The organism is uncultured Clostridium sp., assembly GCF_934754925.1.
Classification (GTDB): Bacteria; Bacillota; Clostridia; order Clostridiales; family Clostridiaceae; genus Clostridium.
This window is the reverse complement of record NZ_CAKVJA010000019.1, coordinates 1-12,257: the sequence shown is the minus strand read 5'-3', so window position 1 is coordinate 12,257 and position 12,257 is coordinate 1. Positions and strand designations below refer to the sequence as shown.

Sequence of the window (12,257 nt, the reverse complement as noted above, 5' to 3'; positions counted from 1 at the left end):
CCCTTATCTAAAATAACTTTAACTGTTCTACCTTTTCTTCCCTTATACTAGATACAGTAATTCCAATTAATCTTATAGATCCTATAAACTTCTCATCCATAATAATCTCTTCAGCTACTTTATAAATAACTACAAAGTCATTAGTATAATAATTTAAACTTCTACTTCTAGTATGAGTTTCAAAGTTACTGGTTTTATATTTAAAAGTTATAGTTTTTATATAAACATTTTTTCTTTTTAAATCTTCACATATTTCTAAGCAAAATTTCTTTATATAATAAAGAATATCTTGTATATCTTCAGTATCAAACTTTAATGTATTTTCTCTACCATAAGATTTCCTATCTCTATTAACCGTAACTTCTCTATTGTCAATTCCTCTTATTCTTTCATATATATCTATGCCATACTTTCCAAAATACTCTACAAAAAACTCTCTTGATAATTCATATAAGTCCTCTATTTTAAACATTCCCATATTATTTAACTTTCTAACAGACTTTTCTCCTAGTCCATAAATCTTAGATATTTGTAATGGCTTTAATATGTCTGGAATCATATTCTCTGTAATTATCATTATTCCATTTGGTTTATTCCAATCAGATGCTAATTTTGCTAAAAACTTATTATAAGATATACCGATAGATAAAGTTAATCCAACTTCTTCAAAAACTCTTTTTTTTATATAGTTTGCGGCTTCTAATCCATCATCAAACTTTCCCTCACTTAAATCTAAATAAGCTTCATCTATTGAAAGTGGCTCAATTATTGGAGTAACCTCTCTAAAAATCTCAAATACTCTGTTAGAAACTTCCTTATATCTATAATATCTTACCTTTAAGTATATACCATGTGGACAAAGTCTCTGCGCAATAAAAATAGGCATTGCTGATCTAACTCCAAACTTTCTAGCTTCATAAGAACAAGTTGATACAACACCTCTTTCACTAACCCCTCCAACAATTACAGGCTTTCCTTTAAGTTTAGGATTATCCGCCTGTTCAACTGATGCAAAAAATGCATCCATATCCACATGTAAAATTATTTTTTTCATTATTTCACCTAATATAATACTTCCTCAAAAATACCTTTGTTTTTACTGTTAATAAAAGATAGTATTCCCTGAGCTAATAATTCATCAATATATCTTTTCTTATCAGTCATCGTACAAAAAGCTATAATTACTATTGCAATTATAGTTCTAAAGCCTTTATCTATATAATATTCATATTCTCCCTCTTCATCACATAAATATTCAATAACACCCTCAACTATATCTACATTTCTCCTTGGATTATAATTAGTAATCACCCCAAGCAACGGTAAAAATTGATTGGCTATTTTTATATTCCTCCTCTGAAGTTGCATCATAAATTCCATAGTTCTATACATTTCTCCAGAGGATCCATTTAATATAATTGCATTAGCTAATCCTTGTATACCATTCTTAGATCTTATATTAGAATCTGCAATATGGTTAAATATATTTTCTATAAAATCATCTACGGTATCTGCTTGAATATTATTAATAACCCACAATGTACAAAGTAAATAATCATCATCATTTGTTATATTACTATACTTTTCCTTAAGAATTATATATAATTCTTTTATTTTTTTTATTATCTCTTTCTTATCTTTATATTTGCAATATTTACTAATTGTAAATGCTGTTAAAGCTAAATATGAACCTGATAAAAAGCCTTCCTCTTCTAACATCTCCATAGTTTCATACATATCTTCTATAATCTCTTGTTCATTATCATTATCAACTGTTCCTATTAATAATGAAAGTATATTTAGAGTATCACCCCTAAAAGGCGACATCATTGTTGTTGCTGATTTAATATTTTTTCTAATTTCTTTAATTCTTCCAACTGGGATTTTCTTTTCATAATGAGAAAAAACTAATGCTGCAAAATGATTTATAATATCTCCATCATTTCTTAGTTCTTCTTTTGCTAATCTGTAGTTATCAACTGTCATTTGTATTCTGTCAACCAGAAACTTGTCCATTTATTTATCTCTCCCCATGATTTTAAATATATTTAGAGTTATATGTTAAAATTTAATACATATTCATTTAATCTATTAATACTAAATTATAATTCTCCACACTTATTATACTATGAATTTATATCATTTTAATAACATTTTGTCTGTTATTTTATAACAAATATTCATTCTTACATTTCTGTATATAGTTGAGTTTTTTGTTAACTATTGTTAATATAATTATTGAGGTTATTTTTAACTTTTACATTAAGGGGGCAAAAAAAATGAAAACTATTGTAACAAAATTTGGTGGAAGTTCTTTAGCAGACTCCATACATTTTAAAAAAGTAAAAAACATTATAGAAAATGATTCTAATAGAAAATTTGTTATTCCATCTGCACCTGGAAAAAGATTTTCTAAGGACTTTAAAGTAACAGATTTACTTTATTTATGTAATGCACATGTTAATTCAAGCATTCCGTTAGATGATGTATTTAAACTAATATCAGATAGATATCATTCTATAGTTTCTGAATTAAATTTAAATTTAGATTTAGATCATTATTTAAACATAATAAAAACTGATATAGAAAATGGGGCATCTGCCGATTATACTGCAAGTAGAGGCGAGTATCTTAATGGAATAATTCTTTCTAAATATCTAGATATCCATTTTATCGATGCAAAAGATGTAATTAAATTTAATAAGTATGGAACTTTAAATATTAATAAAACTTATAGTTTACTTAAGGAGAAGCTATCTCAATATGAACGTGCTGTTATTCCTGGGTTTTATGGCTCTGATGAAAATGGAGAAATCGTAACTTTTTCTAGAGGTGGTTCTGATGTAACAGGTGCATTAGTTGCTGCAAGTATAAATGCAAATCTTTATGAAAATTGGACTGATGTTTCAGGGTTCCTAATGGCAGATCCTAGAATTGTTAACAATCCTAAAAAAATTAAAACTATAACTTATGGCGAGCTTAGAGAATTATCATATATGGGAGCTTCAGTTTTACATGAAGAGGCTGTTTTTCCTGTGAGAACTTCTGGAATTCCAATTAACATTAGAAATACTAATGAACCTGAAGATGAAGGAACTTTAATAGTAAAAAATGAAACTAAGCATGAAAATACTATTACTGGTATTGCTGGAAAGCAAAACTTTACTGTTTTATCTATAGAAAAGTCTATGATGAACTCAGAACTTGGTTTTTGTAGAAAAGTTCTTACAATCTTAGAACAACATGGTGTTTCTTTTGAAAATATGCCATCTGGTATTGATACAGTAAGTGTTGTTATTTCTGACTCTAATTTAAAAAATAAAACTGAGGTTATTGTTGAAGAAATTAAAAGATCTTGTAATCCTGATTCTGTAGTTGTTTATCCTAATATGGCTTTAATTGCAACTGTAGGAACTGGTATGGCTTATAGTAAAGGTGTTGCGGCTAAAATATTTACAGCCCTTGCTGAAGCTAATATAAACATAAGAATGATTGATCAAGGTTCTAGTGAAATAAATGTATTAGTTGGGATTGAAAATGATGATTTTGAAAAGGGAATTAATGCTATTTATAATGCATTTAACTAGTGACAAGTGACAAGTTATAAGTTATGGTTGAAACTCCCTTGGGAGTTTCTTAATTATATTTTTTAGATTCGGCTAAAGCCGAATTTATTCCTTAACTTGAAACTTGTCACTTGCAACTACTTAATTCATTACTCCCAGCTTTTCCATATTTCAGGGTTATTTCCAACTGTAGCTTCCTTACCATTTCTAACAATTGGTGTAACATACAATGATGGATTTTTTAATAGCATATCTTCTCTAGTTTCTGCTCCTCTTATTTTATCCATATTTAGTTTCTTATAATCTTTTGAATTTTTATTTATTAAATTTTCTAGTCCTACTGCTTTTTTAACACTTTGAAGTTCCCCTTTGCTTAATGATTTTTCTTTTAAATCTATAAATTGGTATTGTATTCTTCTTTCCTTGAAAAATCTTTCTGCCTTCTTAGTATCATTACATTTTTTTGTTCCAAATATTTGTATATTCATTTTTATATCCTTTCATACTTAAAATAATAATTATTATATCATAAATGTCACATTGTTTTATTTTTCTCCATCTAAAACTAACTATATAATTTTATATCAGTATATTATAATATAATTTAAAAAAATTATTGTTTTATAATATATTACATTATATTTGCAAATAAAATAAAACCACATATAACTTTTAATAGTTAAATAATTTAAATTTATATATTTTATTAATCTTAAGATATATAAAAAACCTCACGTATAACTTTTAAAAGTAATACATGAGGTTCTATTTTCTAAAGTTTATTTATTTAATTATAAATAACTAAGAATTTATTATTTTGCGTGCTCTTCTATAGCAACTGCAACTGCAACTGTCATACCAACCATTGGGTTGTTACCAGCACCGATTAATCCCATCATTTCTACGTGAGCAGGAACTGATGAAGAACCAGCGAATTGAGCATCTGAGTGCATTCTTCCCATAGTATCTGTCATACCGTAAGAAGCTGGACCTGCAGCCATGTTATCTGGGTGAAGAGTTCTTCCAGTACCACCACCTGATGCAACTGAGAAGTATTTCTTACCTAATTCAACACATTCTTTTTTGTATGTTCCAGCAACTGGGTGTTGGAATCTTGTTGGGTTAGTTGAGTTACCAGTAATTGATACGTCAACACCTTCGTGATGCATTATAGCAACACCTTCTCTAACGTCGTTTGATCCATAGCAGTTAACCTTAGCTCTTGGTCCGTTAGAGTAAGCTTTTGAATTAACAACTTCTAATTTACCAGTGAAGAAATCAAATTTAGTTTCAACATAAGTAAATCCGTTAATTCTTGAAATTATCTTAGCAGCATCTTTTCCAAGACCGTTTAAGATAACTCTTAATGGTTCTTTTCTTACTTTGTTAGCTTTTTCAGCTATTTTAATAGCACCTTCAGCAGCAGCGAAAGATTCGTGACCTGCTAAGAATGCGAAACATTTAGTTTCTTCTCTTAAAAGCATAGCTCCTAAGTTACCATGTCCTAAACCAACTTTTCTGTCATCTGCAACAGAACCTGGGATACAGAAAGCTTGTAACCCTTCTCCGATAGCTTCAGCAGCATCAGCAGCCTTAGTGCAACCTTTCTTTATAGCGATTGCAGCACCTAAAACGTAAGCCCAAGCAGCATTTTCGAATGCGATTGGTTGAGTTTCTTTAACGATTGTATATGGATCTATTCCGTATGCATCACATACAGCTTTAGCATCTTCTAATGTCTTCATTCCGTACTTTTCTAATACTGGAGTGATTTGTCCTATTCTTCTTTCATAACTTTCAAATAATGCCATGATTAAATTCCTCCTTACAAATTATTCGTGTCTTGGATCGATTAATTTAACAGCGTCAGCAACTCTTCCGTATTGACCTGCAGCTTTTTCTAATGCTTCATTAGCATCCATTCCCTTACCGATCATTTCCATCATTTTTCCTAAGTGAACGAACTTATAACCGATGATTTCATTATCTTCATCTAAAGCGATTTTAGTAATGTATCCTTCTGCCATTTCTAAGTATCTAGGACCTTTATCAAGAGTTCCGTAAGTAGTACCAACTTGAGATCTTAATCCCTTACCTAAATCTTCTAAACCAGCTCCGATTGGTAATCCACCTTCAGAGAAAGCAGTTTGAGATCTTCCGTATACGATTTGTAAGAATAATTCTCTCATTGCTGTATTTATAGCATCACAAACTAAGTCTGTGTTTAAAGCTTCTAATATAGTTCTTCCTGGTAATATTTCTGAAGCCATAGCAGCAGAGTGAGTCATTCCTGAACATCCAACTGTTTCAACTAATGCTTCTTGGATAACTCCACCTTTAACGTTTAAAGTTAATTTACAAGCTCCTTGTTGAGGTGCACACCAACCTATTCCGTGAGTTAACCCTGAAATATCTGATATTTGTGTAGCTTGTACCCATTTTCCTTCAACTGGAATTGGAGCACATGCATGATTAGCGCCTTTAGCAACAACGCACATTTCTTCAACTTCTTTTGAATACATCATTATATTGATTCCTCCCTAATTAATATTAGTTATAGCTTGTCCTAAATACTATGTAATAAATAGGCTGTACTTAACTGGGTCAAGATTCACCCCGCTGGGGATAAATCTATCCTACCTCTATATAATAACAGATGAATCAATCTCTAACAATAAGAAAATAATAATTTTTTAACATATTGCTAAAATTTCTTATAATTTTTTCAAAATATTGACTAAAGTAAACATTTTAAAAATGAAATTGATAATTATTATCAATTAACTTGCCATTTATTTATATATTTTGTTATAATTAAGCAAAGTATTGATAATGATTTTCAATTAATACATTGTTTCATTTATCTTTATTTTTATTTTCTATTTTTAGGAGGATTTTAAATGAAAAACGTTGTTGAAATAATTAATGTTGTTGCAAGACAAATATTAGATTCAAGATGCTTCCCAACTGTTGAAGTTGAAGTTATTCTTGAGGATGGAACTATAGGAAGAGCTGCTGTACCTTCTGGTGCTTCTACTGGTATATATGAAGCAGTAGAATTAAGAGATGGAAATAAAGATTACTTCATGGGTAAGGGTGTACAAAATGCTGTTAAAAATGTAAATGAAGTAATTGCAAAAGAATTAATAGGATTTAATGTATTTGACCAAACTGCAATAGATAAGAAATTAATAGAACTAGATGGAACTGATAACAAAGGTTCTCTAGGTGCTAATGCTATATTAGGAGTTTCTTTAGCTGTAGCTCAAGCTGCTTCTAATTTCTTAGGACTTCCACTATATCAATATGTTGGTGGCGTAAATGCTAAAGTTTTACCTGTTCCAATGATGAACATAATTAATGGTGGTTCTCATGCTGATAACTCTGTTGATTTACAAGAATTTATGGTTATGCCTGTAGGTTTTGATTCATTTGATAAAGCTATTCAAGCTTGTGCCGAAGTTTACCACTCTTTAAAGAAAACCTTAAATAACAAAGGTTACTCAACTGGTGTTGGTGATGAAGGTGGATTTGCTCCAAACTTAAAATCAAATGAAGAGGCTATTGAAGTTATATTAGAAGCTATAACTAAAGCTGGATATGAACCAGGTAAAGAAATGTTTATAGCTATAGATGCTGCATCTTCTGAATACTATAAAGATGGTAAATACGTTTTAGAACATGAAGGAAAAACTTTAACTGCATCTGAAATGGTTGACTTCTTAGAGGAATGGGTTAATAAATATCCAATTATCTCTATTGAAGATGGTATGGCTGAAGAAGACTGGGAAGGTTGGAAACTATTAACTGAAAGGCTTGGAGATAAGGTTCAATTAGTTGGAGATGACTTATTTGTTACTAATACTTCTAGATTAGAAGATGGTATCCAAAGAGGTGTTGCTAACTCAATATTAATTAAGTTAAATCAAATCGGTACTTTAACAGAAACTTTAAATGCTATTGAAATGGCTAATAGAGCTGGATATACTGCAGTTATTTCTCATAGATCTGGAGAAACTGAAGATACTACTATAGCAGATTTAGTTGTAGCTGTTAATGCTGGTCAAATTAAGACTGGTGCACCTGCAAGATCTGAAAGAGTTGCTAAGTATAATCAACTTATTAGAATTTCAGAAGAATTAGGTGAAGTTGCTGAATATAGAGGAAGAAACGCTTTCTTTAATATAAAATAATTATTTTTCCACTTAATCTATGTAATTAGGATGATACACATTTACTAGTGTCATCCTTTTTCTATTTGATCTTATTTTATTATCCTAATGCTACATCTAAAATCATCATAGTTATAAATCCAAGTATTAATCCTATAGTTGTTAAAGCCTTATTTTCAATAGATGCTTCTGGTAATAACTCTGATCCTACAACTGAAACCATAGCCCCTGCTGAAAAAGCTAAGAAAAATGGAAGCATACTTCTAATGCTTATAGCTGCTATTGCCCCTAAAACTCCAGCTATTGGTTCTACTATGCCTGATGCTTGACCATAGAAAAAACTTTTTCCTCTTGATAGCCCCTCTCTCCTTAATGGTAAAGAAACTGCTGCCCCTTCAGGGAAATTTTGAAGTCCTATTCCTAAAGCTAAACTCATAGCCGCTCCTATTGATGCAGATGGTATTCCAGCTGCTACTCCTCCAAAAGCAACCCCCACTGCTAATCCCTCTGGTATGTTATGAAGAGTAACTGCAACTACTAATAATATACTCTTCTTATACTTTTGTACTATTGAGTCTTTTGCTATTTCGTTATTTTCAGTTATTACACCATAAGAATATTTATCCATCATTTTATCCGCTAATATTATAAATATTCCACCAGCAAAAAATCCTATAGCTGGTAGCATAATTTGACTATATCCTAGTTCCGAACATAACTCTATTGCCGGATTTAATAATGACCAAAAGCTTGCTGCTACCATAACCCCAGCTCCAAAGCCTAGCATACAATTTAAAATCTTTTTATCAACAGTCTTAAAGAAAAATACCAAACATGCTCCTAAGGCCGTTATAGCCCATGTAAATATTGTAGCCACTAAGCCCTGCACTACAGGGTTTAATCCCATAAACCATTCCATATCCTTACGTTCCTTTCCTTCTACGTAATTTTATAATTATATAAGCAATATATGATAAATTCCTACAAATTGTTCTATAATACATTTTTCCAAAAAATACTATTATTTATAGTGATTTTTTATTGACATAAGAACTGGTATATGTTAACATTATAAATATATTAATTATGTCGGCATGGCGGAACTGGCAGACGCACATGACTCAAAATCATGCGGGCAACCGTGTGGGTTCGATTCCCACTGCCGGCACCAATTATATATCTAACAAGTTAAAAGCCTTGATATTACCCGTTTCCGTAATATCAAGGCTTTTAACTTTTATTTTACTTCATATACTCTTTATGATACTTTCCTACACATATAAATTCATATCTATTATAGACTTGGTTCTTCCAAACATCTTTATTTAAATTTATAGAGCTGTTCCCTTTGTGGGTGCAAAAAACTTAGACATATCTACACCTTCATGCTCAAGTAATTTTATTTTTTTATCAATTCCACCTGCATATCCAGTAAGACTTCCATTTGCACCTACAACTCTGTGACATGGAATAATAATAGATATAGGATTATGACCTACAGCTCCACCCACAGCTTGACTTGACATACTTTTTTTATTCATCTTAAAGGCTACCTTCTTTGCTATTTCCCCATAAGTAATAGTTTCTCCATATGGAATTTCACATAATTAATTTATCTCCATCACTTGCCATTGTGATTACTCCTAATGCTGATGAGTAACTTGTTGAATAATACATATTTAATCTCCTTATTTTTATATTTCTCTCCCTAATTTTTACTTTGCTATTCAAACAAAATCTGATAGAATATATAAAAACTATCAGATAAAATTTAAGGAGAAATACTATGTTTAATATTTTAAAAGGAAAAAGTCCAATAATTAAAATTACACAAATTATTTTATTTATTACTACCGCACTGTACTTATTAGAATCTATTTTTTTAGCAGGATTATTTACTAATATTATTTTAGCTGGGCTTAATCTTATTGTTAGTGTTATTTGTATAATAATATCAATTATAAAAAAAGAATATAAACTAACTATTATTGATTTAGTTCTTGCAGCGATTACCCTAGCTATATTTATTTATTTTTATTTATATCTTTAATATCTTTATAATAAGTTTACCCCTATTTTTATAAAAATAGGGGTATTTTATCATTAATTAATATCTGACTTAAATACTATTCCAGCTTTTTTTCTAGCAATAGTTTGAACTTCACTTACTATTAAACTATGATCTAACATTTTATAACATCTCTCTAAATCATTATTATTAATAGTATTTACAAACTCTATAAACTCACTAACCATACGGTTATCATATTTATTTTCATTAAATAAACTAATAGTTCCATCATTCATTATAACTTTAAAGTTTTCACAAATATTAACTGGCGTATCTACATATATACATCCATTATTTCCTTGAATATTATTTGCACTTGGTGATTTACAATCTTTTGCCCCAACACAAACACATTTAAATTTATCATAATCTAATATTAAAATTCCTGATGTGTCTATTTCTCTTTCTATATTAGGATAATATTCAATATTTTTAGGCTTTCCAAATAGTCCAACTACATAATGAATATTATAAATATTTATATCCATTAATGCTCCACCAGAAAATACTGGATCAAATGCTGGCAATACTTTACCTTCCTTAAAGCTATTATATCTGCTTGAATATTGAGAATAATTACATTGAACTATCTTTATATCTCCTAATTTAGGAAGTAGTTCTTTTATTTTTAAATAATTAGGCAAATATTCAGTAGTAATTGCTTCAAAAATAAATAATCTTCTTTCTCTTGCTAAATTACTTAATATTTTAGCTTCTGTATAATTTGATGTTATTGGCTTTTCAACTATAACATTTTTATTTGCTTCTAAAGCCTTTTTTGAAAATTCAAAGTGAAGATTATTAGGCAATGCTATATATACTGTATCTATATCACTTTTAAGTAATTTTTCATAATCATAAAAAATTTCTTTAATATTATTCTCATTTTTTATTTTTTTTAATTTTTCTTCACTACTCTTTCTACCATAAATCCCCCTTAACTCTACTCCTTTTAAATATGGTATTATCTCTAAAAATTCTTTTACTATCATACCTGATCCGATAATCCCAAGCTTCATCTCATATATTCTCCTATTTTTTTATTTTTTTATATTATTTAATTATAACATAAAGAAACTGTTGAAAACTTAAATTGAATTAGCTCCAAAAGTTATTATTTATATCGCAATAACATTACTATAAGCACAAATCTTTTCTTATATTATTTCTTCTCTTTAATTTATTTCCTGTAAAAAAATAACTTCATTTTTATTTCTAATTGTTTCTATAAAATCATTATGACAAATATCCCCTGGTATTCTCAGACCAAGTAAAACTCCAATCAAATCATTAGATGATACATTATTGTTACTTATTTCTATATCATTAATCCTCACATTTATGTTTTGTATATCCTCTAATAATTTAGATACTGCTTTAGTTGAATTAACTAAAAAATATATAGTAATATTTCTAGAGTTTCTATTAATTCTTTTATCAAGTTTAGAAAGTGCTGCAGTAACTGATGCTATAAATAAACATCCAATAATTGCTCCAGAATAAAATCCTGCACCAATGGCTAATCCCATACATGCACATGCCCAAAGTCCAGCAGCTGTTGTTAATCCTCTTACTTTATTTTTTCCTGTGACTATAATAGTACCAGCGCCCAAAAAACCAATACCACTTATAACTTGAGCTCCAAGTCTTGTTGGATCACTTGATGAATTATATACTTCATATATATAAATATTAGTTATCATTGAAAGAGTTGATCCAATAGATACAAGTATATGAGTTCTAAGTCCAGCTGGTCTTCTTTCTCTTTCTCTTCCATATCCAATTATTCCACCAAAAATTATTGCCATAAGGATTCTTAGAAATATTGAAATAAAATTTAAATCTTCTAAATATGTTACTATATCATTTATCCCATAAAAACACCCCCACTTTATAATATTATTTTAATCAAGAGATATTTACATATATGGTTTATTAATTTTAATATAAATAGTAAAATTATATAAAACTTATATCTTGGAGGTATTTTTCATGTGTATTTTAAAAAAGGGTGATCATATTGGTATTGTAGCCTGTTCTAATGGTCAACCATTAGCTAATAATACTAAAATTGAAAGCTTATTATTACAATTAAAAAATTTAAATTTAACTCCTATTTGCAGTGAATATATTTATGAAGTTAATTCACCTTTTAATGGTTCTGCTGAAGACAAGGGAAAAGCTTTTATGAATTTATATAAAAATCATGAAGTAAAAGCTATTTTTGATATTTCAGGTGGTGATTTAGCCAATGAAGTCTTAGATTATTTAGATTATGATTATATATTTAAAAATCCTAAACCATTCTTTGGTTATAGTGATTTAACTACTGTATTAAATGCTATTTACGCTAAAACTAATAATTCAGTTTATCTTTATCAAGTTAGAAATCTTATTTATTCTGATAGTGAAAATCAAAAAGCTAACTTTATTAATAGCTTATTTAAT

Annotated in this window: 12 protein-coding genes, 1 tRNA gene and 1 pseudogene; 5 read left to right on the top strand and 9 right to left on the bottom strand. The window is 29.0% G+C overall.

Going from position 1 to position 12,257, the window contains the following annotated elements; genetic code table 11:
* Window positions 1-7 precede the first annotated feature (7 nt).
* Entirely contained in the window at window positions 8-1,054 is a 1,047-nt protein-coding gene (locus Q0G30_RS07915; protein ID WP_294388676.1) for a DNA polymerase IV, read from the bottom strand.
* Window positions 1,055-1,062: 8 nt separating this feature from the next.
* Window positions 1,063-2,016 carry a DUF4003 family protein gene (locus Q0G30_RS07910; RefSeq protein ID WP_294388673.1) on the bottom strand — a complete coding sequence of 318 codons (954 nt, stop codon included), beginning with the start codon at window positions 2,014-2,016 and terminating at the stop codon, window positions 1,063-1,065.
* A 263-nt stretch (window positions 2,017-2,279) separates the two neighbouring features.
* Here Q0G30_RS07910 and Q0G30_RS07905 point away from each other — a divergent pair, with 263 nt between their 5' ends.
* Window positions 2,280-3,587 (top strand): aspartate kinase, encoded by a 1,308-nt coding sequence (locus Q0G30_RS07905; RefSeq protein WP_294388670.1) that lies wholly within the window; start codon window positions 2,280-2,282, stop codon window positions 3,585-3,587.
* Between the two features lie 128 nt (window positions 3,588-3,715).
* Here the strand turns inward: Q0G30_RS07905 and Q0G30_RS07900 are convergent, their stop codons facing one another.
* The 3 genes from Q0G30_RS07900 to Q0G30_RS07890 all read right to left on the bottom strand — a co-directional run bounded on the left by Q0G30_RS07900 (window position 3,716) and on the right by Q0G30_RS07890 (window position 6,091).
* Window positions 3,716-4,054 carry an arsenate reductase family protein gene (locus Q0G30_RS07900; protein WP_294388668.1) on the bottom strand — a complete coding sequence of 113 codons (339 nt, stop codon included), beginning with the start codon at window positions 4,052-4,054 and terminating at the stop codon, window positions 3,716-3,718.
* Between the two features lie 324 nt (window positions 4,055-4,378).
* The gene (locus tag Q0G30_RS07895) at window positions 4,379-5,377 is read right to left on the bottom strand and encodes a GGGtGRT protein (RefSeq protein WP_294388665.1); all 999 of its coding nucleotides are present in this window, start codon (window positions 5,375-5,377) and stop codon (window positions 4,379-4,381) included.
* A 21-nt stretch (window positions 5,378-5,398) separates the two neighbouring features.
* Window positions 5,399-6,091, bottom strand: a complete 693-nt coding sequence (locus Q0G30_RS07890; protein ID WP_221700721.1) for a hypothetical protein — start codon at window positions 6,089-6,091, stop codon at window positions 5,399-5,401.
* Between the two features lie 375 nt (window positions 6,092-6,466).
* Between Q0G30_RS07890 and eno the strand changes: the two genes are divergently transcribed.
* Window positions 6,467-7,759 carry a phosphopyruvate hydratase gene (gene eno, locus Q0G30_RS07885; protein WP_294388663.1) on the top strand — a complete coding sequence of 431 codons (1,293 nt, stop codon included), beginning with the start codon at window positions 6,467-6,469 and terminating at the stop codon, window positions 7,757-7,759.
* Between the two features lie 79 nt (window positions 7,760-7,838).
* Here eno and Q0G30_RS07880 read toward each other — a convergent pair whose 3' ends face one another.
* Window positions 7,839-8,657 carry a ZIP family metal transporter gene (locus tag Q0G30_RS07880; RefSeq protein ID WP_294388660.1) on the bottom strand — a complete coding sequence of 273 codons (819 nt, stop codon included), beginning with the start codon at window positions 8,655-8,657 and terminating at the stop codon, window positions 7,839-7,841.
* A 169-nt stretch (window positions 8,658-8,826) separates the two neighbouring features.
* Here Q0G30_RS07880 and Q0G30_RS07875 point away from each other — a divergent pair.
* Window positions 8,827-8,909: transfer RNA gene (locus Q0G30_RS07875), tRNA-Leu, on the top strand.
* 160 nt (window positions 8,910-9,069) lie between these two features.
* Here Q0G30_RS07875 and Q0G30_RS07870 read toward each other — a convergent pair.
* Window positions 9,070-9,345: pseudogene (locus Q0G30_RS07870) on the bottom strand (MGMT family protein); the annotation flags it as partial.
* Window positions 9,346-9,524: 179 nt separating this feature from the next.
* Here Q0G30_RS07870 and Q0G30_RS07865 point away from each other — a divergent pair.
* Entirely contained in the window at window positions 9,525-9,788 is a 264-nt protein-coding gene (locus tag Q0G30_RS07865) for a hypothetical protein (protein WP_291658440.1), read from the top strand.
* Between the two features lie 53 nt (window positions 9,789-9,841).
* Here Q0G30_RS07865 and Q0G30_RS07860 read toward each other — a convergent pair whose 3' ends face one another.
* On the bottom strand, window positions 9,842-10,828 hold the full coding sequence (locus Q0G30_RS07860; RefSeq protein WP_294388657.1) for a Gfo/Idh/MocA family oxidoreductase: 987 nt from the start codon (window positions 10,826-10,828) through the stop codon (window positions 9,842-9,844).
* Between the two features lie 156 nt (window positions 10,829-10,984).
* Window positions 10,985-11,617 (bottom strand): MgtC/SapB family protein, encoded by a 633-nt coding sequence (locus tag Q0G30_RS07855; protein ID WP_294388652.1) that lies wholly within the window; start codon window positions 11,615-11,617, stop codon window positions 10,985-10,987.
* A gap of 184 nt (window positions 11,618-11,801) precedes the next feature.
* Between Q0G30_RS07855 and Q0G30_RS07850 the strand changes: the two genes are divergently transcribed.
* Window positions 11,802-12,257: LD-carboxypeptidase (locus Q0G30_RS07850; RefSeq protein WP_294388651.1), on the top strand; the 456-nt coding region annotated here is incomplete at its 3' end.